Below are 21,626 nucleotides of genomic sequence, written 5' to 3'. Positions count from 1 at the left end.
ATGACCTTTTCTATACAAGTTGAAAATCTATGTAAACAATATGGCGATCATCAGGCGGTAAAAGGTATTTCATTTACGGTTGAACAAGGCTCCCTCTTCGCCTTTTTAGGTGCAAATGGTGCCGGAAAATCAACGACCATTGAAATACTTTGTACATTATTGAAAAAATCAAGCGGTACTGTAAACATTAATGATTATACACTTGGTGCAAGCAATGACAATGCGAAAATCCGAAAATCCATTGGTGTTGTATTCCAGCAAAGTCTACTAGATGAACGATTAACTGTGCGGGAAAATATTATTCACCGTGGTAAAACATATGGCTTATCGAAAAAACAATTGTCCGAAAATTATCAATTCGTTTCAACATATTTGCATTTAGATGATATAGAAAATCGCAAATATGGAACTTTATCAGGTGGTCAAAAAAGACGTGCTGATATCGCTCGAGCACTTATCCATCGACCTAAAATATTGTTTTTAGATGAACCAACAACTGGACTTGATCCACAAACGCGGCAATTCGTTTGGCAAGCAGTTAAGCAACTTCAGCTCGAAACAAACATGACTGTTTTTTTAACAACGCATTATATGGAGGAAGCGGCAGTTGCTCATCAAGTCATCGTCTTAAAAGAAGGAGAAATTGTTGCTGAAGGGACACCTGATGAACTTAAAACAAAATACGCCTATGATTCAATGGCAATTGTTTTTCATAATAGTTCAGAAGGGATACAGTGGCTCGAGGAAAATGCTATCTCCTATACAGAAAAGCTAGGTATTTTCTCCATCCGAGTCGAATCGACAATGCATGCTTTAACGCTATTAAAAAAAGCGGAGTCGCTTATTGCTTCGTTTGAAGTAATCAAAGGCACGATGGATGATGTCTTTCTTCATATTATGGCCGAGGAAGGTGTAGCTTAATGGAAGCATTATTTAGCTTAGTAAAACGAAATAACAAAGTTTTTAGACGTGATAAAACACAAGTCTTCTACTCGCTGCTATCCGTCATTATAGTCATTATCCTTTACGCAGTATTTCTTCAAAAAATGCAGGTCAATGCCATTGAAGAAGTGACAAAGGCAACTCCAGAATTGGTAACGATGGTCAATGAATGGATTGTCGCTGGTTTACTCTCTATGATCGCTGTTTCTACTACACTTGCTGCGTATGGCATTGCTGTAAGGGATCTTGAAACAAAAGCGCAAGCTGATTTTCTCACAGCGCCTATCTCGCGAGCAACCATTCAATTTAGCTATGTTTTAAATGCGTTTATCATTGGCTGTATCTTTTCCTTTATCGCCCTTATTGGCTGCGAAATTTTTATCGCATCAACTGGCGGCCAGCTACTAAACTTTGGGGATTTCATGAAAGTTGTAGGATTACTATTTTTATCAGTGTTACTGGCCAGTGTTTTTAATCTCTTCCTTGTATTACTTGCTAACAGCCAACATTCATTTTCAACTCTCAGTACAATCGTCGGTACAGCACTCGGTTTCTTTTGTGGTGTTTATGTACCTGTTGGTGCACTTCCAAGCTTTGCTCAAAATCTTATTATGTATTTCCCTATCAGTCATACAACGTTACTATTACGCAATGCCTTTATGGAGAGCTCAATTCCCAAGGTTTTCGAAGGTGCGCCTGCTTCACAGGTGGAAGATTATAAAATAATGTATGGTATTGTCTATGACGTTCATGGAAATATACTGAGTACCTCAACTAGCTTTATCATTATTTTCGTCACAATTATTGTGCTAGCGATCTTATCGATCATTATTTTTAAAAAGAAAAATAAATAAACATTTTCGCACATCGTTTATAAAATGATGTGTTTTTTATTGATTTTATTTAAACAATTTGTTATTTTAATAATATATAAGCAAACAAATTTAATAATCGTTTGTTTTACAGGAGGACTTCCAATGGATGTAAATGAATTATTTTGGCAAGCTTCAATTCATGACATAAAAAAAGGCTACAGCGATGAAGCAACTCACTTCACTTGTTTGCTTTGCGGGGAAAAGATTGAAAAGGGTATCATTTATCCACATGAAGGCGTTCTCTACGAGGCAGAAAAATTTATGCAACATCATATTACTGCTGCACATCAATCCGTATTCCATTATTTAAATGGCCTTAATAAAAAAATGACAGGACTAACTGATCATCAAAGTCATATTTTGCGCTTATTTTATGAAGGAAAAACAGACCAAGAAATTAAAGAAGAGTTGGAAATTGGTAGTGCAACAACGATACGTCACCATCGCTTTACTCTTAAAGAAAAGGAACGTCAAGCGAAAACGTTTCTTGCGATGATGGAGCTTTTAAAAGAACAGAATCAAAAGGAAGACAGCTTTGTACCTATTCACAAAACGGCAACGATGGTCGACGATCGCTATAATATTACGATTTCTGAAGAACAGCAATTACTTGAAAAGTACTTTCCAAACGGTATTGGCAAAGCGCTTGTCCGCTTCCCAAAACGGGAAAAACATAAAATCGTGATACTCCGTGCAATCACAAAACTTTTCGATGAAACAAAACAGTATTCCGAAAAAGAATTAAACGAAATAATTCAACCGATATATGAGGACTATGTGCAAATACGTCGCTATTTAATCGAATACGGCTTCATGGATCGTCAAGAGGATGGCAGTGCTTACTGGATAAAAAAATAAGAAAGCAGGGTTTCCAATGGACCATAAAAAAGAATTAAAGGAAATGTATAAAGAAATAAAAATCGAAGCTGGTGTTTTTACAATGACCAATCAACAAAATGGTAAAGTGTTTGTTGGCAGCTTCAATAATTTAAAACGCTTAAACGGCTTTCAATTTTCATTAAAAACAAATACACATACTAATAAAAAGCTACAAGCCGATTACAACACATTCGGCAAGGATGCTTTCGATATTGAAATTGTAGAATATTTGAAGAAAAAAGAAGAAGGCTATTTCGATCCAAAAAAAGAGCTAGAAAAGCTGGAACAAAAATGGCTCGATAAGCTTCAGCCATTTGGTGAACGTGGATATAACTAGGTATGCATGAAAAAAGAATCTGTTTCTCCGAGATTAAGCTGGGGAAATTTACAGATTCTTTTTTTGATTTCATATATTGTGTTGTTCGCGTGGGGATTCACTCCTTTCGGGGTATTCCTTTTCGCTGATAGAGTAAATATCAGTTGGATCTGATCAGTTCTTTGGCTAACCCGAGCACTTTTCTCTTGCACCTGATCAGTTCTTTGATTAACCGGAGCAGTTTTCTCTTACACCTGAGTATTTCTTCGCTAGACTGTCCACACTTCTTCGCGTGAGATCATCCTACTTGTTCTCTCACTTCATTTCTGAATTTCCCGCTGAGCTTTTTTTGTTAGCTTTTCGAAAACTAGCTCATACGAATGTTTGATTAAATTTTCAACTAAATCAATAGGTACATCATCTGCATCCATATAGATTGAATTCCAATGTGTTTTATTCATATAGTAACCTGGAATAATACCTTCATAAGCTTCTCTCAACTCTTCGGCTCGATTCGGTTCACATTTTAATGTAAGTACTGGTCTTCCAGTACCATCTCCGCCCATCATCACATACATTTTACCCCCAATATGATAACGATCTGCCTGCCATTCTTCTTTGTAATCATGCGTTGTTCCACGAAGCTTTAGGCAATATGCATGAATTGTTTCTTTGTTCATTATTTAACCCCATTTCTTCCTAATATCAATTATGCCTCGGCATAATTGCGTCCGGAGGCTTTAACTTCTTTCAGCAGGTCCTGCTGAAAGAAGTTAAAAAAACACACGTTCGATTATTTTCATTATAATCAATAACGTGTGTAGAGGAAATAATTATTTTATTTTAAATTAATTTCAGTTTCCGGTAATTTTTGTTCGGGCAGATCGTCGGCCACACGATTTAATTTTTAAAGTGTTATTACAGAACACTTTTTACTTTATGCCTCTATCAAACACACCGATGACCTCGGTAGTTTGCAATACATTGACAAAGGCTTTGGCATCCGCTTCCTTAATCATACCTTTAACCTCGGCAAGCTGATAGCGTGTAATGACGGTAATTAAAACTTTTCGCCCTTCGCCTGAATAAGCACCCTTCGCATCCATAATAGTTACACCTCTATGAAGCTTTTCCAGAAGTTGCTGTTTTACTTCCTCGCCCTTACTCGTAATAATCATAAGAGTCAATTTAATATGACTCGTATGAATAGTGTCGACAACCTTCCCTGTAGCATAAATTGATACGAGTGTCAGTAATGCTGCATCCCAGCTAAAGACGAATCCGGAGATTGCTACAACGATACCATTCATCGCAGAGATTAATGTACCGAGTGGAAAATCTCGTTTACGACTTAACAGCATCGCTATAATATCAAAACCACCAGAAGAACCTGCCGCACGAAAAATCATGCCCAACCCTAAGCCCACAATAACACCACCAAATAATGAGGCAAGAATTGGATCTTGAGTAGCTTTATAAACCGGAATAATATACAAGCTTACCGACAAGACAACTACAGAAAGAATGGTATAGCCAATAAACCGCTTCCCTAGCTTCAAGACCCCTAAAATAAGCAAAGGTAAATTTAACAGTAAATTTAAAACCCCTGTATTCAAGGGTGTAATAATACCAAGCATGATAGCAATCCCGCTTAATCCCCCGCTTAAAATCTCATGTGGAATTAACAAAAGATTGTAGGCACAGGCGACTAATATCGATGAAAGTGTAATAACGACAATATTTCGCATAATAAATCCCCTATCACTAACGAACGAGTTTTGTACTTCTTTCCCTTAGAATACCCAACTTATTCGTTCAAAAAACCTGGAGTATGGCACTATTGAAGTTAAAACAACGACCTTTATTTCTTCTGATGTTCTTTTTTCTGTTCCTCTTTTAACGGCACTTCTTTTAATGGCTCCTCTTTATTCTCTTCAGCCTTTTCAGCTACCTTATAAATACGTTCAAGCATTGGTGGATGTGTATAACGGAACCACTTTACGAGTAACTGCGGATTTACCTCACTCAAACCAGATATCGTTAGCTTCTGGAATGCAGTAATTGCGGACTCGCGATCACCCGTTAGTGAAATCGCATATTGATCAGCTCTATTTTCCTGATATCTTGAAATATAATTCGACAGTGGGCTTGAAGCAAATAATAAAACAGATGTTAACAGTAAAAACAATGGATAAGAGCCTATATCACCAATTTTTTTAATTTTTAATACCTGTCCGTAACGTCCAATGAACCACCTCAAACATTTTGCCGTCAGCCATAGGCCTATCAATGTCAACAGAAGATACCCAGCAATGCCAAAATAAATATGCTTCTCAACATAGTGTCCCATTTCATGTGCCATGATAAATAATATTTCATTATCTGTTAAACGATTTAAGGTTGTATCCCATAGCACAATTCTCGAATTACTGCCAATACCCGTTACATAAGCATTTAAGGCATTTGTTTTTTCTGCCATATTGACTTCATATACGTGCTCTGCTGGTATATTTGCCTGTGCAGCAATAGACAAAATTTTCTCTTCTAGCTCTTTATTTTTTAACGGATAAAAATCATTATATAAAGGATCAATGACTACAGGTTGAATGAACATCACAAATATTGTAAATGGAATCGTTAGAAACCATGCATATAGCCACCATCTTTTGGCACTTTTTTTGATGAGCCAGTAAAGGACAGATACGATAATTAAACTCATGCCAAAGTTAACCCAAAAATCAATAATGCCATCTCGCATCCATGACGAAAACCCTTGTGTACTAATTCCATAAGTTTTGCTTAAATTGTAACGATAATAATCGAGTGGGAATAGTACAACATATAGTAAAAGTGATAATAAGAATAAGTAGCTTGCATTTTGTAACAGCTTCCATTTTGTTTGTGACGTCGCTATCTTTTCAAAGTAACGTGATACGCCCATAATTAAAATCATGAAATAAATTAACCATTCCAAAGGTGTAGCAACAAAGAATAGGAAGTTCCGTATTTTAGAATATTCACCACTTAAGTATAATTCTTTTTCAGACATAAACATCACTGGATCTGCAGCTGTCCCCTGCATCGCTCGTGGTATTGTACCACCACCGCTGTGGAATATATACCAATACATACACAGCACATAAACACCGAATAAAAGTAGCGCGACAATTCCCATTTTTTTCGCTATGTCATTTCCTCCCTTGCTCAACACTAAGTTCGTCCTATAGTAAGTGTAAGCTAAAATGAAAAAGTTAGAACAAATTTTTCTTTGTTTTATTTACCTTCTATTCTACTTCACACCAAAAAGAAAAATACGCTCTACTTCTCCAAACGCGTAACAAGCCATGTAGATGCTAAAGCACCACGGCTTGTTCGCTATTCCTAGAAGTGACGCGAATTTCAAAGAATATTTTTTATTACTTATCCATTACAAATGCCGTTTTGCCACGTTGATCTTCACTTAAATAACCAGCTAATTCTAATCGATCATGCCATTCTTTTTCTATAATAGCAGCCTTTAATGCATCATCCTCTTTCGTTGATAGCTCTACCATAATCTCTCCTTGATATTGCCAAACTTCAACATCCGCCGCATAGCCCGCAAAGCTTCCTTTATATGTTGTTGCCTCTGCAGGACCATATACGACAGCTTCGGATAATGTGTTTTGATACCATGCTTCAGAATCCCAATTTAAAATTTTCTTCGGAACATTTTCTACTATTAATTTTTTTGCCGCATTTGTATCCACTGCATCATAGGAAACTTTAGATGTAGTCTTTAATGATTCTTTACGACTTATGGTGAACGTACGATTGTCACTCTTAACATCCGTTTCAAATTTATAGTTAGACTCTGCTCCAGTGAAGCCATGACTTTCTGTAATAGCAATTGCTTCATCCAGAGGTGTATTTGAAAATCTCTTTTTATAGGTGATATCCATTTTATTGCTTCCTTTGTAGACACGTAAACGGTTGATATAATCCTCATTTAGAAAAGCTTTATTCGGAGTATCAAAGAAATAAATCTTTACTTCATCTTTTTTTGTAGCTTGGAAAACATTAAAAATATCCGATTCGGTGAAAAGCCCAGATTTAATATTGAATTTAATTTCATTCCCTGGCTCGATTGCTGCTTTAGCTTGTGTAGAATCAAATCCAATGATGCTAACAAGTACAATACCGATTAAACAAAAATTTAGTACCCATTTCTTCATGTTATTTCCTCCCTATTCTGTAGTAATTGCAAGATAGTCGTTTCTCTATTCGTTAATGAACTGTGAAAATAGATTGTCTTATGTGCATGTATTTTCTTAGAAAGTGCAATGATATCATCATAATCTGGATGCGTTTTATAAAAAAATTCCTTATGTTGATTTTCGGAAAATTGAATTCTATATTTGCCTTTATTCCAATATCCCGTAAAGATAACCATAGCTGTTGGCTTTTTGTGAAGTAGTTCCATTAATTTCGCTTCATTACGCTCAGGTACAAAATAAATGAAGTTTTCACTTTCTCTTATCTTTGTCAAACATTCTAGTTTAAACTCTTGCAAAATTGTTTTGGTAGACAATAAATTTTCAAATGACTCATAACAATTATCAAATAACGACAACAAATCATTATCTACACGTATCGCTCTTGTTGTATGCTGAAAAAGATAAGTAGCAATATCTGCTGTTTTTCCTGAGAAAGAAGATGGGAAAATGATCGGGTAGCCTGGATTTGCATTGATATATTCCGTCATTTGCTGTAATACTTCTATATTATTAATGCGCTTCTCAACATGGCCGCTATCCATAATGGCTAGATCATAAACAGTCCCGTCCTCTATCGGTAGTGTTGCTTTTAACAAATAGGAATCCACAACATAATCGCCAGAGTAAAATATCACCTCCTCAAAAAAACGAATCTTAAACCAAACGCTTCCTATTAGATGCCCACTGTAGCCCCATTGAAAGGCAAGACATTTACTAACAACTATCCACTTTCCGATTGATTCTGGTTGAAAGGTTTTTGTATGTTGAAAAGACTGTTTTAATTGCTGCGCAGTCATTTTACTCATAATAATCGGCCCTGTGTATCCCCATTGCTCAAGTAAAGGAATAGCACCTATATGATCTGTATGTGAATGGGAAATAAACACTGCATCAAGCTTTGCCACATGAGCTTGTGTTAAATTAGGAGGAGTCTTCTGTCGATTGTTCATCACTCCGCAATCGAGTAAAATAGCATGTCCATTATTTTCAATGAAAAAGCAGTTACGGCCATACTCACCAACCCCACCTAAAATTTCTACATTAAGCATCCGCATGTCCTCCCCATTTTTGTAGCCAATCTAATAGAAACATAAAAATAACGGTCATGACGACTGTAATCACCGCTACAGCCATTCCTACACCAACATTTCCTTGTTCAAATTGACTGTAAATAAATGTTGCGCCAGTCTCTACTGAAGGAGGTAAAATGAGTAATCCAGCGACAAGCTCACGCATCGAGATAATAAACGTCATCATCATTCCAGCAAGAATCCCCTGCATTAATAATGGAATAATGATATGTCGATAAACCGCCCAGCTACTTCGCCCAAAAATAGCCGCTGATTGGAATATTGAAGAATCTAATTGTGATAAAGAGGACTTTATATATTGCACGGAATATGGTAAAAAAAGTACACAATACGTGACTACAACCATTGTCTTTGTGTTATAGATAGTCGCTGGTAGCCACGGTGCATTCCAAAACATGATTAACCCAACTACAAAGACAATTCCAGGAATAATATTAGGCATTAAACTAAAGAAATCTAATACTTGCTGCTTTTTCGTTTCTCCCTTTTTAATGTATAAGGCAATGAACAAGCCAATAATTGCTGTAACGACAGCTGTGATTACTGAGAAAACAACACTATTTAAAAATGCTGACAATCCAGCACTTCCACTTGTAAACACTTCCTGGTAGGAAGCAAAGCTAAAATTCCCTGCCTGCAAACCATCTCCCCTTACTTTCTGCAAAGATGTCACAATAATTGAGAAGTAAGGAATACCGATTGATAGCAAAATGATGATTCCCACAAAGAGCCATGAACCGAATTTGACATACCATTTATCTTCAATCTCGCGATTAGCTGGTGTTTTTCCAGATAGCACACTATATGTATATTTTCGTCCAATAAGATTTTGAAAATACCAGATAACGAGACAAACTGATAGTAAAAATAATGACAGTGATGTCGCCATACTAATATCTACTGGCCATCTTGAAAGGTAAGAGTGAATCTCCGTTGTAAATACTTGAAAGCCAATTCGACTACCAAACGTAGCAGGTGTTCCAAATTCAGCTAGCGTTTTGATGAAAATTAGCAAGCTCCCTAGAACATAGCTAGAAACTACTAAAGGCAGAACTATTTTCATCCAATTTCTCCAAGAACTTCGTCCAAAAATTAATGCAGCATCTAGAAAGGAACCATTGATTCTTAATAGCGTATTTTTCAGCATTAAATATAAAAAAGGAAAAAGATGCAGGCACATAATCAAGACCATTCCAAATAAGGTGAAGAATGATTCAGTCATCCAAGCAGCACTTGGAAATAGTTGTTGAAGAAAACCATTATTTTGCATGAACAATATCCATCCCATGGAGCCAATATACGGAGGTGTCATGAATGGAATGGTTAAAATAATATCTAGCCAATCGTATTTATATAAGCTTGTTTTCGTTCTTATTAACGCCATTGGGAATGCTACAATCGTAGTCCCTAAAACAACTAAAACCCCTAATAATACAGAGTTTCCAAGCGTCTGCCACATTCTTTCATTGGCAAACATTCTGTTAATCTGCGAAACATCTAATTGCCCATCTTTCATAAACGTATAAAATGCAATGGCAATTAACGGTGCGATAGCAAACGTGACGACAAGTGTCAGTAAAAATCCAAAAGTTCGTCTGCCTTCCATAATCATTGACGATTCAATCCTTTCCCTAGAAAAACTTCAAGGAGGCTAAAAAACCTCCCCTAACTACTTAACGAAAAATATCATTGAATTTAGTTAATACTTCAAGCTGCTTCGCTTCTGCATCTTTCCAATTCACGTTTAGCTGAGGAATTTCATTTAAGGCTGCACGATCCTTAACAGGTATATCTTTGTTGCCTGGGAGTAAATAGGCATTTGCTACAAGCTTTTGCCCTTCATCTGACAGTAAAAAATCAAAGTACGCTTTTGCACTTTCTACGTTTTTTGCATCCTTCAAAATACCAACAGCTCGCGGACTGACAACTGTCCCGCTTTTTGGATAAATAATTTCTACTGGCTCACCATCAGCTTTTGCTTTATAGGCCATGTAATCTACCCCTGAAATTGTGGCATTTTTGTCACCAGTAATAACAGCATCTAACGCTTCCTTATTAGCACCATTCACCTGTAAACCATTTTCCTTCCACTTCTCCATCGTAGTCCAAGCTGTTTTTTCAGCTTCTGTATATCCGAATAGGAAGTCTACAGCAGAGCCTGACAAGCTAGGGTCTGGTATATTAATTTTATTTTGCCATTCAGCTTTTGCTAAATCTGTCCATTCTGCCGGAACCTGTTGCGTATTTTTCGTATTATAAGCAATTCCTAATGCTGAGGCACTGTAACCATAGTAATAACCTTCTGCATCTGACCAATCGCTATTGATTTTCTTGGCATTATCAGCGTCTTTATAGCTTTGAAGTTGATCTGTTTCCTTTAAGCCATCCATTGAAGCGACAGAGGCTAGTACGACAACGTCAGCTACAGGGTTATTTTTTTCCGCTTCTAAACGCGATAATATTTTACCTGTTGTTCCTTGGAACATCTCTATTTTTATGCCTGTTTTCTCTTCAAATGCTTGTTGAATATTCGCTGCTAAACCATCTGGACCAGCAGAGTATACCGTTAAAGTTTGTTCTTCTTTTGCGGTTGAACTTGCTTTATCATTCTTCTCTACCTCTTTATTTCCACACCCCGCTAATGCTAATGTTAAAAGAATCCCAGCTGTAGCAAATAGTTTTAACCCTCGTTTTTTCAAAGGTAACCCTCCAATTGATATATTTGTTTTTCATCAATAAAAACTTCAAGCTGTTTACCATGTTCTATCGGTTCTGCTTCGTAAAAGCTCCAGTACTTACCTTCTACCTGTGCTTGCACTAAATAACGATCACCAACAAAGGTACTTTTTACAATCATCGCTTGTTTTGCAATTGTACCTGGTCGTCGTAGTCTGGAAATCCCTTCAGGTCGCACAATATAATTACCTTTATCAAACCAGTTCACTTTACCGATAAAATCTGCTACATACGGTGTTGCTGGAGCGTGATAAATTTCTTCTGGTGTTCCCACTTGTGCAATTCTTCCTGCCTCCATCACGATAATTTGATCTGACATTGCCATTGCCTCTGTTTGATCATGTGTGACAAAAATTGCCTGACAATCTAACTCGTTAATAATATGCATGATTTCATCTTGCATTTTTTCTCTTAGTACTGCGTCGAGTGCTGATAGTGGTTCATCAAATAAAATAAGCTGTGGATTTGTCGCTAGTGCCCTCGCAAGTGCTACTCGTTGCTGCTGTCCTCCCGATAACTCCCCTGGCTTTCGTTTTTCAAAACCCTCCATTTTCACCAATCGCATAACATGCTCCACTCGAGCCGGAATGTCTGACTTTGAAACAATACCCTTCAGGCCAAAAGCAATGTTTTGGAAAATAGTCATATGAGGCCATAATGCAAAATCTTGAAAAACCATTGCCATATTTCGCTTATTTGGTTTTACATTTTTATGGAGTTTGGATGAATAAATAATTGTGTCATCAAAACGGATTTCTCCATTTGTCGGTTGTTCAAGACCTGCCAATACTTTCAATAACGTTGTTTTACCACAGCCTGATTGTCCTAAGATGGTAATGAACTTGCTATCCAGCTCCACATTGATGGGCCATAACGCATGAAACTGTCCATATTTTTTTTCGATATTCGTTAATGAGATTTTCATCATATCCTCCTCGTTAATTACAACTATAAATTCCAGATATTTAGAAAATATTAATCTACTATTAATATCTCGTTAAAAAAAATCTAATAAACTAAAGCAAAACTAAGATTTTTTCTAATTTACTTTAGGAGGATAAAATGAATAACATGAAGTTACAGGCATTTTGCCTACTCGTAGAATTTAAAAAATTAGCTCCTGTTGCCAAAGAGCTAGGTCTTACAGCGCCGACAGTATCCTTTCATATTCGCTCCATTGAAGAGGAATATGGCATCCGTTTATTTCGGACAAATGCAGGTGGATACCGTTTAACAGAAGCGGGAGAAGGGCTCTATCATTATGCTCGCCAAATTGTACAGCTACAAAAAGACATGAATCGCTTTGTCGAAAATCTTTTGGCGGGTAATATTGGCTCCATTCGTCTTGGCGCAAGCGGGCTACCTGCACATATTTTTATGCCGGATATTATTCATCTAGTTTCAACAGCTTACCCAGACATTCGAATATCGCTAGAAGTAAAAACAGCGCCTGAAATTGAACAAAAGGTAGCTCTTCAAGAATTAGATTTCGGGCTAATTATGGAAACAAAACAAGAAAATTCGTCTCTTATATACGAAACAATCGGCGAAGATTCCCTTGTATTAGCATTGAGTCCTACCCATGAGCTTGCAGCAAAAAAGGACATCACAAAAGCAGATGTCCTAAAAAACAAAGTATTATTGCATACATCCTCCAGTTCAACGAATCATTTTATAGAAAAATGGATGGACCCTCACCCATCCATTTATACAATCGAGCTTGATTCTGTCAGTACTATTAAGAAAATGCTTACTTTCGGAAAAACAATTGCATTTTTGTCAGTTGCCCTGATAGAAGATGAGTTAAAATCAGGACTTTTGATCAAAAGAGACTTACACGATGTGACACTTAATAGAAAAATTCAACTTATTTATCCTAAATCTCGTCTAGATAGCAAGATGGATGCGTTTGTAAAAACTGCAATTTATGATTTAGCCAAACAATTAAAAAAATAGCCTCTTATGACATATTTCCATAGTCGACAATAATAACATGGAATGGGGATTGTTTATCCCTATGAAGGGAGGGTTGTATTTGCTAACCGAGTTACTAACAAAAGATACTATACAACTCGCAGATATTGTAAATACTTGGAAGGAAGCTATCCATTTAGCGGCAATTCCACTATTAAAGCACAATAAAATCGAAGAACGCTATATTGAGGCGATGATTCATTCCATTGAAAAGCACGGACCTTATGTAGTCATTACACCAAAAGTAGCGATTCCACATGCACAGCACACAGAAGGCGTCAATGAGCTAGCCATGAGCCTATTAAGCTTACAAAAACCTGTTATGTTTGGACCAGAAAAGCCTGTTTTCTTAATTATTGTCTTAGCGGCCACCGATCATGCGTCGCATCTGCAAGCATTAGTTGACTTAACAAAGATTTTGCAAGAACCCCATCAAATCGACAGCATCATCGCCTGCCAGAATAAAGACGATATTATCAAAGAAATCCAACAAATTGTGGCAAAGGAGTAATCTTGATGAAGATTTTAGTAGTGTGCGGGAATGGCTTAGGCAGTAGTTTTATTATGGAATTGAATGTAAAAAAAGCGTTAACTGAACTTGGAAAAGTTGCAGAATTAACGCATACCGATTTAGCATCTGCCAAGGCAGAGAAAGCGGATATTTATATTGGCGCAGAAGATATTGTCAATCAATTGCCCGAAGAAAGAGGTCACATCGTTAGTATTGTTAATATGATGAGTATTTCTGAAATTAAATTAAAGCTTAAACCTCTGTTATAAAGGATTGAATTTGAATTTAATTAAAAATTGGATAGGATGAGGTGTTAATATGTTAGATGTTATTATGAATGACATTTTAGGAACACCAGCTATTTTAGTCGGCCTATTCGCTTTTGTCGGTTTATTAATCCAAAAAAAATCAGCTTCAACAGTCCTTTCTGGTACGTTAAAAACGGTTATGGGCTTTGTTATACTTGGCGCAGGTGCAAGCGTTTTAATCGGTTCTTTAAATCATTTTAGTAAAATGTTTGATCATGCATTTAATGTCCAAGGAGTTATCCCAAATAATGAAGCGATTGTAGCAGCCGCTCAAACTAGTTTCGGAACAGCTACTGCCATGATTATGGTTTTCGGTATGATTATGAACATATTATTTGCGCGATTTACGCCTTTTAAATATATATTTTTAACTGGTCATCATACATTATTTATGGCGTGTTTAATCGCAGCATCACTGTCTGTCGGCGGTATGAGTGGCACACCTCTTATCATCGTTGGCTCTATTATACTTGGTCTTTGTATGGTCGTATTCCCAGCCATTTTACAACCAACTGTTCGTCAAATAACTGGCAGTGATGATTTTGCTGTTGGTCATTTTGGCAGTGTTGGTTATTATGTATCTGCTAAAATCGGGAAGCTCTTTGGAAACAAAGCTAAATCAACAGAAGACATAAAAGTTCCAAAATCTCTAGGTTTTTTACGGGATACATCTGTAGCTGTGTCCTTAACTATGAGTCTGTTTTTTATTATCGTTGCCCTATTCGCTGGCCAATCCTATATTGAGTCACAGTTATCTGGCGGTTCGAATTTTATCGTCTTTGCCATTATTCAAGCTATTACCTTTGCCGCTGGTGTCTATATCATTTTGGCTGGAGTGCGAATGCTAATTGCCGAGATCATTCCTGCCTTTAAAGGTATTGCAGATAAACTTGTGCCAAACACAAAGCCTGCATTAGACTGCCCTACAATTTTTCCGTTCGCACCGAATGCAGTTATTATTGGCTTCCTGTTTAGCTTTGTAGCAGGCTTAGTGTCCATGTTTATACTCCCCCTCATAGGGCTAAAAGTGATTGTACCTGGGCTTGTGCCACATTTTTTCACGGGTGCGGCTGCAGGAGTATTCGGTAATGCAACTGGTGGTAGCCGCGGTGCTATGGTAGGAGCATTTACCAACGGATTAATTACTAGCTTTATCCCCGCGATTCTACTTATCTTCATGGGTGATATCGGCTACGAAGGAACTACATTTGGCGATTCAGACTTCGGCATTGTAGGAATCATAATTATAAATATATTAAAATTATTTGGTGCGGTTTAATTCATTAGTGTGTCTCGCAAACTCTTTAGATGTTTGCGAGTTTTTTTATTTGCCAAAGAAAAGGGTTAATTTTGCAAAATATATAAATATTTCACAATATACCCCTACCTTTTTCACTATATACATAGAGAAAATCCATTGTGAAACAAACTAAATACTCAGTGATTAGAAAATATCGAAAATGATTTAAACCCATTTTCCTGTAGTAAATTGTAAATAATCTGATAGTATTTAATGGTAAAATAAAAAATCGTTGTCTGACCTCTGACTTAGAATAACTTTTTGCCGATATAAATAATACATACAATGGAGGTATTCATATTGAAAAAATTAATGATTGGCTTTTGCTTAATAGCTTTGTTATTAGCAGGCTGTTCCATTACTCAGCCGGAAAAAGCGCAAGATGACTATAAAATTGGTATCTTACTTTCAGATGCAGGGCTTGGTGATGAATCGTTTAATGACTCAGCTTTTAAAGGGCTTGAGAAAGCACGCGATGAGCTAGGTATTTTGTTTGATTATAAAGAGGCGCCTGATGGCAATTACGAACAGAAGCTAGAGGAACTTGTCGAAGAAAAATATAACGTCATTATTGGTCTAGGCTTCTCTGTACAGGAGGCATTGGAAAAGACTGCGAAGAAATATCCTGATCAACAATTTGTCCTTATTGACGGACAATCAGATGTTGCCAATATCACTTCCATAACCTTTAAAGAGCAAGAAGGTAGCTTTTTACTTGGAATGGTTGCAGCAATGACGAGTAAAACTGGAAAAATAGGATTTATTGGTGGTGTAGATATTCCGGTTATCCATCACTTTGAAAACGGCTTTATTGAGGGAGCTAAATATTTTAATCCAAATATCGAAATTATTAGTGAATATTCTGGCTCATTTGATGATGCCGACGCGGGTGCCGCAATCGCAGAACGTTACATAAAGAACAAATTGGATTTTATTTATCATGCAGCGGGATTCACAGGCTTTGGTGCCATAAAGAAAGCGGAAGAAATGGGCATATATGCGGCCGGAGTTGATATTGATCAATTTTACATTGCAGAAAAAACAGTTGTAACATCAATGTTAAAAAATGTCGACCAAGCTGTTTTTAAAATTGCTAAAACATTAGATGAGGAAGGGAAAATTTCCGAAAAATCGTTGTCATTCGGTTTAGCTGATAATGGAGTAGGCCTAGCGGATATACGTGTTATTAAACTTACACCTGAGCAACAGGCTGCTATTGAAAAAGCAAAAGAAGATATTGTTTCGGGTAAAATAAAAGTTACTGCAGAAAAGGGGAACAGCCAGTGACACTACGAAAAAAATTATTCATGAACATACTTATTCCCATTGTCCTCGCAATGGCTATGATTGGTTTTATTATCGTTCAAACATTTGATATACAAACAACTGCACAAGATGATACAGAACTATTACTGGCAGTGAAAGAACTTGAACAAAGTTTAGTTGTAGCGAGCCAATCTTTAAATAACTACACTTTTTTAGATAGTGAGGCCAATAAAAATGAAGCTCTTTCAACTTTACAAGAAACGAAAGTAAATTTAGAAAAACTCTCAACTATTGCTAAAATAGCTGAGCATCAGGCAATCATCAAAAAAATCGAGGGTAAATACGACGAATTAGAAAAAGCTTCAGAAGCAGGATTTCTTGCTCACAATCATCCTGAGATAAAAAAACAATCAATCAGAATATCCGGTATTTTGAACGATATGTATCTACTGAAAAAAGAAACAAATGAATGGTATAAAGAAACGAATGATTTGGCAACGCAGAAAATTTCTTTTATTACTACATCAACAATAATAGGTAGTATCCTTCTACTTATTGCTACAAGCATTTTTTCGTATGTCGCAACGAAAAGAATTACTAAACCGATTAACCGAATCGTGGATTATGCACAATTGGTGGCTGCAGGGAATTTGACAATTGACACCTCTTCCCTCTCCTATAAGAAAGGTAGTCGCAATGAAGTTGATCAACTGACTGAGAACTTTGCCAAAATGATTGTTAGCTTAAAAACCACCGTACAATCTATTGATCATGTAGGTAAAAATGTTGGTCTATTTACAAAAGATGTCACAAGCTATATTGAAACCGTTAACGAAGGTAGTAAACAAATTGCTACATCAACAGACGAATTGGCAAAGGGAAGCCTAACTATTTCAGAAGATATCCAGTCAACGGCTATCTTGATGAATACGATGGCGGATCAATTTACTACTGTTCAGGAGACAAGTGAACAATCAGCAGTAAACGGTAACAAAGCGCTTACTGCAGTTCAAAATGGTCGTAGCTCACTAGAGAAGCAATCCTCTATTGCGAAGGATATTTCATCCACTTCGATTAATATCAAAGAGGCTGTTACTCAATTCTCTCAATTCACAACAGAAATTGAAGGTGCAGCTAATGCAGTTCACGCGATTGCTGATCAAACAAATCTCTTAGCATTAAATGCTGCAATCGAAGCGGCACGTGCTGGCGAAGCCGGAAAAGGATTCGCCATTGTAGCGAAGGAAGTCAAAAAACTTTCTCATGAAACAGAAAAAGCAACTACTTTCATCTCTTCGATGGTGACACATATACAAGATGGCATTACACTCATTCTTTCTACTGCAGAACATGGACATCAGCTTTCAGAAGAACAATTACAATCGATGACCGATACAGAAAAGTCATTTGAGGCAATTGCAACTCATGTATTAGACATTAATGATCAGTTACAGCACCTTACAAAGGATATGGAGCAAACAAGCGAAATGAGTCAGCAAATGAACAGTGCCATTGAAAACATTTCGGCTATTACGGAAGAAACCGCAGCAGGAACAGAGGAAATATCCGCTTCTACTCAAGAACAGTTAGGATCATTCAAAAAAATTAGTGATAAGGTTTCAGAACTTCAAGAAATGACAAATACATTGTCTGTAGAACTAAAAAAATTCACATTATAAATTTAGTTTTATTTTCGTCAATTATTTCAGACTAATAGGTGCATTAATTAGCGGAATTTTCCCCAGTTTTATTAATGAGAAGACGCTAATATCCGCTAAGCTATTCACGCTTTCCTGCTGGAGAGCGTCGAGCCGCTTACAATAAGATGAAGCAATGGGTAGCAACAACTTTTACACATAAAATTTATATTAACCTTCACAATTTTTGGGTTGTAGTAGCGGGTGAGTTAAATCTGATGGAGCACTAAAGCCTCCCATCTTTATAGTGAACTGCACCCCAATTGTTAGACACAATCTAACAATTGGAGGTGCAGTTTTTGTATGCCTAAATTTAGAGAAGAAATGAAATTAGAAGCTGTTCAAATAACTTTAAAACACGGCATTCGACTTTCATTATGCTTCGTAAATATACTTTTCTATTGTGTATTTTTCGAGTTTGTCTTGTGCAATATTATAACCAATACCTGGTAGATTAGAAACTTGGATATGTCCTTGGTCATCCATGACAATCTCTGGCTCAATAATATCTTCATGCCAATAGCGGGAAGATGGTGCCGTATCACCAGGTATTGTAAAGTTTGACAGTGTTGTAATTGCAATATTATGAGCACGACCAATCCCTGATTCTAGCATACCCCCACACCATACAGGGATTTGATGCTGCTGACATAAATCATGAATCTTTTTAGCCTCGGATAAGCCTCCAACACGCCCTACCTTTATATTAATCACTTTGCAGCTACCTAGTTCAATTGCACGTCTAGCATCATCGTATGAATGGATACTTTCATCTAAGCAAATCGGTGTATTGAGTTCTCTTTGTAATTTTCGATGATCGACAATATCATCATGCTCAAGAGGTTGCTCAATCATCATTAAATTTAATTTATCCATCTCCTTAAATAAGGATAGATCTTCTAACGAGTAGGCAGAATTGGCATCTGCCATTAAAGGTATATCGCCAAAGCGATCACGGATTACACGCAGTACTTCGATATCTTTTCCGGGCTTAATTTTAATTTTTATTTTTTTGAACCCTTGTTTTAAATAACCTTCAATGCTTTCCAGCAATACATTCGTATCATCTTCAATGCCTAGGCTAATGCCAACAGTAATTTCTTTTTTTTCTCCTCCAAGTGCTTGTGCTAAAGGTATGCCCTGCTCTTTTGCATATAAATCCCAAATGGCTGCTTCCACTGCAGATTTCGCCATATTATTGCGACGCACGCGAGCAAACTTCTCATTTATCTCATCTGGATGGTTGAATTCCTGATTAATAACAAGTGGTATTAAAAATTCATCAATAATAGAGAATGCCGTTGAAGCCGTTTCTTCTCCATAATAAGGATAAGCGCTAACAACACATTCTCCATAACCAACATGCTTCTCACCATACGCTTCAATAATTAAGAAAATACGTTCCTGCTGCTTCATAAAACTTGTTTCAAAGGGTGATTTCATAGTCATCTTCATTTTACGAACTATAATTTTTTCAATTTTCATTTCTCAACACTCCCCTACTTGTAATATAAATGACATGCCGTTTTATGGGCAGGTGAATGCTCGACCAACTCTGGCTCTACCGTCCGGCATTTTTCCATTACAAAAGGGCATCTCGTTTGGAAAACACAGCCTGTTGGTGGATTCAATGGAGAAGGGATTTCACCTTTCAGCTTAATCTTTTCACGTTTTATTCGCGGATTGGGCACAGGAATTGCTGATAAAAGTGCTTTTGTATAAGGATGCATTGGGTTGCTAAAAATTTCATCTGTCGTTGTTTCTTCTACGATCTTTCCTAAATACATTACGCCAATTCGATTGGAAATATGGCGTACAACACTTAAGTCATGAGAGATAAACAATAATGTTAGGTTAAATTCTTTTTGTAAATCCTCCAATAAATTCAGCACTTGTGATTGAATAGATACATCTAATGCCGATACAGGCTCATCACAAATAATAATATCTGGATTCATAATAAGTGCGCGTGCTAATCCTATACGCTGACGCTGCCCTCCGGAAAATTCATGTGGAAATCGAAAATAATGTTCATTTTGGAACCCTACCTTATTTAAAATATCCATCACTTTTTGTGTACGCTCTTGCTTTGTGCCAATATGATGTATTTTCAAGGTTTCTTCTAATATTGTTCCGATACGTTTACGTGGGTTTAAAGATGAATAAGGATCTTGAAACACCATTTGCAAACTACGACGAATGGGCATCATTTCTTTTTGTTTAAGCTTATTAATTGTCTGTCCTTGGTAAATTATTTCGCCATCTGTAGGTTCAATGAGCCGCAAAATAGAACGGCCTGTAGTACTTTTTCCGCAACCAGATTCTCCAACTAAGCTATATGTCTCGCCCTTAGTAAGCTCAAAGGACACATTATTGACTGCTTTGACATATCTTTTTTCCTGCCCGACACCACTACTAACAGGAAAGTAGGTTTTTAAGTTTTTTATTTGTAAAATCATTTCTTTGTTATCCATGAATTTTCACCTCCCGCTTCCTCTGAATTTCTTCAAAGTGCCAGCATCTGACTTTACGGTCGCCGTAGCTTTCAAGCTTTGGTAGAGATGTGCGACAATTGTTTGTCTGGAATTCACAGCGTGGAGCAAAGCGACAACCTGTAGGAATTTGACTTAATGTCGGCACCTTTCCTTCAATCACATACAGCTTTTCCTCACGACTTCCTTCTATATTAGGAATTGATTTTAATAAGCCTTGTGTATAGGGATGCAGAGGCTGATCAAAAATCGTTAATACATCACATTCTTCAATGACTTGACCTAAATACATGACTACTACTTTTTCACAAACTTCAGCTACAACGCCTAAATCATGCGTAATCATAATCGTCCCCATATTAAATTCGTCTTTTAACTCTTTGATCAAGTCTAAAATTTGTGATTGCGTTGTCACGTCTAAAGCTGTTGTTGGTTCATCGGCAATTAAAAGTGCTGGCTGACAGCAAAGTGCCATCGCAATCATGACCCGTTGACGCATCCCCCCTGATAGCTGATGAGGAAACTCATCAATCCGTTTCTCTGGTGCTGGAATACCAGTTAATTTCAGCATGTCAATCGCTTTCACGCGGGCCTGTTCTTTTGAAACATTTTGATGAAGGAGGAGGGCTTCCATAATTTGATCACCCACAGTGTAAACTGGGTTTAATGAACTCATCGGATCCTGGAAAATCATAGCAATATCATTACCACGGATTTCTCGCATTTCTTTTGCGGATTTCGCTAATAAATTTTGGCCTTCGAGACGAATTTCACCTTCATACTTTGTATGCTTTTCATCGAGAAGTCGTAAAATTGATTCTGCCGTAACGCTTTTACCACAGCCGGATTCTCCCACTACACCAACGATTTCTCCTTTTTTAACAGTGAAAGAAACATCATCGACAGCTGTTACTTTCTTTTCCTCTGTATCAAAATGAACTTTTAAATGCTCAACTTCAAGTAAAGTATCTGTCATTGTAATA

Annotated in this window: 21 protein-coding genes; 10 read left to right on the top strand and 11 right to left on the bottom strand. The window is 36.9% G+C overall.

The genetic code is table 11. From position 1 onward, the window contains the following. From ACIQ7T_RS03970 to ACIQ7T_RS03955, 4 genes are all read left to right on the top strand, one after another. Window positions 1-921 carry an ABC transporter ATP-binding protein gene (locus tag ACIQ7T_RS03970; protein ID WP_402868761.1) on the top strand — a complete coding sequence of 307 codons (921 nt, stop codon included), beginning with the start codon at window positions 1-3 and terminating at the stop codon, window positions 919-921. After that, window positions 921-1,796, top strand: a complete 876-nt coding sequence (locus ACIQ7T_RS03965) for an ABC transporter permease (protein ID WP_376078271.1) — start codon at window positions 921-923, stop codon at window positions 1,794-1,796. Before ACIQ7T_RS03970 ends, ACIQ7T_RS03965 begins: the two co-directional genes overlap by 1 nt. A gap of 123 nt (window positions 1,797-1,919) precedes the next feature. Continuing rightward, window positions 1,920-2,675, top strand: a complete 756-nt coding sequence (locus ACIQ7T_RS03960) for a DUF2087 domain-containing protein (RefSeq protein ID WP_370075993.1) — start codon at window positions 1,920-1,922, stop codon at window positions 2,673-2,675. A gap of 16 nt (window positions 2,676-2,691) precedes the next feature. Then, the gene (locus tag ACIQ7T_RS03955) at window positions 2,692-3,033 is read left to right on the top strand and encodes a GIY-YIG nuclease family protein (RefSeq protein WP_402868758.1); all 342 of its coding nucleotides are present in this window, start codon (window positions 2,692-2,694) and stop codon (window positions 3,031-3,033) included. 299 nt (window positions 3,034-3,332) lie between these two features. On the opposite strand, the gene ACIQ7T_RS03950 is transcribed toward ACIQ7T_RS03955, so the two are convergent. The 8 genes from ACIQ7T_RS03950 to ACIQ7T_RS27970 form a co-directional block, all read right to left on the bottom strand. Continuing rightward, window positions 3,333-3,692, bottom strand: a complete 360-nt coding sequence (locus tag ACIQ7T_RS03950) for an MmcQ/YjbR family DNA-binding protein (protein WP_402868756.1) — start codon at window positions 3,690-3,692, stop codon at window positions 3,333-3,335. 252 nt (window positions 3,693-3,944) lie between these two features. Then, entirely contained in the window at window positions 3,945-4,760 is an 816-nt protein-coding gene (locus ACIQ7T_RS03945) for a YitT family protein (protein WP_370075999.1), read from the bottom strand. A gap of 113 nt (window positions 4,761-4,873) precedes the next feature. Next, the gene (locus ACIQ7T_RS03940) at window positions 4,874-6,199 is read right to left on the bottom strand and encodes a M48 family metallopeptidase (RefSeq protein WP_402868927.1); all 1,326 of its coding nucleotides are present in this window, start codon (window positions 6,197-6,199) and stop codon (window positions 4,874-4,876) included. 229 nt (window positions 6,200-6,428) lie between these two features. Beyond that, window positions 6,429-7,226, bottom strand: coding sequence for a hypothetical protein (locus ACIQ7T_RS03935; RefSeq protein ID WP_402868754.1), 798 nt, complete (start codon window positions 7,224-7,226; stop codon window positions 6,429-6,431). Next, window positions 7,223-8,317 carry an MBL fold metallo-hydrolase gene (locus ACIQ7T_RS03930; RefSeq protein WP_402868752.1) on the bottom strand — a complete coding sequence of 365 codons (1,095 nt, stop codon included), beginning with the start codon at window positions 8,315-8,317 and terminating at the stop codon, window positions 7,223-7,225. Before ACIQ7T_RS03930 ends, ACIQ7T_RS03935 begins: the two co-directional genes overlap by 4 nt. Continuing rightward, window positions 8,310-9,971, bottom strand: coding sequence for an ABC transporter permease (locus ACIQ7T_RS03925; RefSeq protein WP_402868750.1), 1,662 nt, complete (start codon window positions 9,969-9,971; stop codon window positions 8,310-8,312). The genes ACIQ7T_RS03930 and ACIQ7T_RS03925 overlap by 8 nt, the downstream gene beginning before the upstream one ends. A gap of 61 nt (window positions 9,972-10,032) precedes the next feature. Then, window positions 10,033-11,058 carry an ABC transporter substrate-binding protein gene (locus tag ACIQ7T_RS03920; protein ID WP_402868748.1) on the bottom strand — a complete coding sequence of 342 codons (1,026 nt, stop codon included), beginning with the start codon at window positions 11,056-11,058 and terminating at the stop codon, window positions 10,033-10,035. After that, window positions 11,055-12,020, bottom strand: coding sequence for an ABC transporter ATP-binding protein (locus ACIQ7T_RS27970; RefSeq protein ID WP_483869454.1), 966 nt, complete (start codon window positions 12,018-12,020; stop codon window positions 11,055-11,057). The genes ACIQ7T_RS03920 and ACIQ7T_RS27970 overlap by 4 nt, the downstream gene beginning before the upstream one ends. 137 nt (window positions 12,021-12,157) lie before the next feature. Between ACIQ7T_RS27970 and ACIQ7T_RS03905 the strand changes: the two genes are divergently transcribed. From ACIQ7T_RS03905 to ACIQ7T_RS03880, 6 genes are all read left to right on the top strand, one after another. Continuing rightward, on the top strand, window positions 12,158-13,051 hold the full coding sequence (locus ACIQ7T_RS03905) for a LysR family transcriptional regulator (protein ID WP_370076009.1): 894 nt from the start codon (window positions 12,158-12,160) through the stop codon (window positions 13,049-13,051). A gap of 79 nt (window positions 13,052-13,130) precedes the next feature. Then, on the top strand, window positions 13,131-13,580 hold the full coding sequence (locus tag ACIQ7T_RS03900; protein WP_402868745.1) for a PTS sugar transporter subunit IIA: 450 nt from the start codon (window positions 13,131-13,133) through the stop codon (window positions 13,578-13,580). 5 nt (window positions 13,581-13,585) lie between these two features. Continuing rightward, window positions 13,586-13,849 carry a PTS sugar transporter subunit IIB gene (locus ACIQ7T_RS03895; RefSeq protein WP_386845160.1) on the top strand — a complete coding sequence of 88 codons (264 nt, stop codon included), beginning with the start codon at window positions 13,586-13,588 and terminating at the stop codon, window positions 13,847-13,849. Window positions 13,850-13,898: 49 nt separating this feature from the next. Next, the gene (locus ACIQ7T_RS03890; protein WP_402868743.1) at window positions 13,899-15,167 is read left to right on the top strand and encodes a PTS ascorbate transporter subunit IIC; all 1,269 of its coding nucleotides are present in this window, start codon (window positions 13,899-13,901) and stop codon (window positions 15,165-15,167) included. A gap of 321 nt (window positions 15,168-15,488) precedes the next feature. Further along, window positions 15,489-16,475 carry a BMP family lipoprotein gene (locus ACIQ7T_RS03885; RefSeq protein ID WP_370076017.1) on the top strand — a complete coding sequence of 329 codons (987 nt, stop codon included), beginning with the start codon at window positions 15,489-15,491 and terminating at the stop codon, window positions 16,473-16,475. Next, window positions 16,472-18,133 carry a methyl-accepting chemotaxis protein gene (locus ACIQ7T_RS03880; RefSeq protein WP_370076019.1) on the top strand — a complete coding sequence of 554 codons (1,662 nt, stop codon included), beginning with the start codon at window positions 16,472-16,474 and terminating at the stop codon, window positions 18,131-18,133. The genes ACIQ7T_RS03885 and ACIQ7T_RS03880 overlap by 4 nt, the downstream gene beginning before the upstream one ends. Before the next feature lie 393 nt (window positions 18,134-18,526). Here ACIQ7T_RS03880 and menC read toward each other — a convergent pair whose 3' ends face one another. From menC to ACIQ7T_RS03865, 3 genes are read right to left on the bottom strand one after another with little or no spacing between them, the layout of a single operon-like run. Further along, a complete protein-coding gene (menC, locus tag ACIQ7T_RS03875; RefSeq protein ID WP_370076021.1) occupies window positions 18,527-19,636 on the bottom strand; it encodes an o-succinylbenzoate synthase in 1,110 nt (369 codons plus the stop codon). 14 nt (window positions 19,637-19,650) lie between these two features. Beyond that, window positions 19,651-20,625: an ABC transporter ATP-binding protein gene (locus ACIQ7T_RS03870; RefSeq protein ID WP_402868740.1), complete on the bottom strand. Its 975-nt coding sequence runs from the start codon at window positions 20,623-20,625 to the stop codon at window positions 19,651-19,653. Beyond that, the gene (locus tag ACIQ7T_RS03865; protein ID WP_370076025.1) at window positions 20,618-21,619 is read right to left on the bottom strand and encodes an ABC transporter ATP-binding protein; all 1,002 of its coding nucleotides are present in this window, start codon (window positions 21,617-21,619) and stop codon (window positions 20,618-20,620) included. The genes ACIQ7T_RS03870 and ACIQ7T_RS03865 overlap by 8 nt, the downstream gene beginning before the upstream one ends. Window positions 21,620-21,626: the final 7 nt, after the last annotated feature.

It is taken from the genome of Lysinibacillus sp. NPDC096212 (assembly GCF_044763105.1).
Taxonomy (GTDB): Bacteria; Bacillota; Bacilli; order Bacillales_A; family Planococcaceae; genus Lysinibacillus.
Note: the sequence above shows the minus strand (reverse complement) of the source record. Positions and strands in the feature narration are given on the sequence as shown.

Bases quoted from the DNA above. Each gene is read 5' to 3' on its own strand.
- ACIQ7T_RS03955 (WP_402868758.1), top strand. From the start codon at position 2,692: ATGGACCATAAAAAAGAATTAAAGGAAATGTATAAAGAAATAAAAATC.
- ACIQ7T_RS03965 (WP_376078271.1), top strand. From the start codon at position 921: ATGGAAGCATTATTTAGCTTAGTAAAACGAAATAACAAAGTTTTTAGA.
- ACIQ7T_RS03970 (WP_402868761.1), top strand. From the start codon at position 1: ATGACCTTTTCTATACAAGTTGAAAATCTATGTAAACAATATGGCGAT.
- menC (WP_370076021.1), bottom strand. From the start codon at position 19,636: ATGAAAATTGAAAAAATTATAGTTCGTAAAATGAAGATGACTATGAAA.
- ACIQ7T_RS03945 (WP_370075999.1), bottom strand. From the start codon at position 4,760: ATGCGAAATATTGTCGTTATTACACTTTCATCGATATTAGTCGCCTGT.
- ACIQ7T_RS03925 (WP_402868750.1), bottom strand. From the start codon at position 9,971: ATGATTATGGAAGGCAGACGAACTTTTGGATTTTTACTGACACTTGTC.
- ACIQ7T_RS03905 (WP_370076009.1), top strand. From the start codon at position 12,158: ATGAATAACATGAAGTTACAGGCATTTTGCCTACTCGTAGAATTTAAA.
- ACIQ7T_RS03870 (WP_402868740.1), bottom strand. From the start codon at position 20,625: ATGGATAACAAAGAAATGATTTTACAAATAAAAAACTTAAAAACCTAC.
- ACIQ7T_RS03865 (WP_370076025.1), bottom strand. From the start codon at position 21,619: ATGACAGATACTTTACTTGAAGTTGAGCATTTAAAAGTTCATTTTGAT.
- ACIQ7T_RS03895 (WP_386845160.1), top strand. From the start codon at position 13,586: ATGAAGATTTTAGTAGTGTGCGGGAATGGCTTAGGCAGTAGTTTTATT.
- ACIQ7T_RS03930 (WP_402868752.1), bottom strand. From the start codon at position 8,317: ATGCTTAATGTAGAAATTTTAGGTGGGGTTGGTGAGTATGGCCGTAAC.
- ACIQ7T_RS03960 (WP_370075993.1), top strand. From the start codon at position 1,920: ATGGATGTAAATGAATTATTTTGGCAAGCTTCAATTCATGACATAAAA.
- ACIQ7T_RS27970 (WP_483869454.1), bottom strand. From the start codon at position 12,020: ATGAAAATCTCATTAACGAATATCGAAAAAAAATATGGACAGTTTCAT.
- ACIQ7T_RS03890 (WP_402868743.1), top strand. From the start codon at position 13,899: ATGTTAGATGTTATTATGAATGACATTTTAGGAACACCAGCTATTTTA.
- ACIQ7T_RS03950 (WP_402868756.1), bottom strand. From the start codon at position 3,692: ATGAACAAAGAAACAATTCATGCATATTGCCTAAAGCTTCGTGGAACA.
- ACIQ7T_RS03935 (WP_402868754.1), bottom strand. From the start codon at position 7,226: ATGAAGAAATGGGTACTAAATTTTTGTTTAATCGGTATTGTACTTGTT.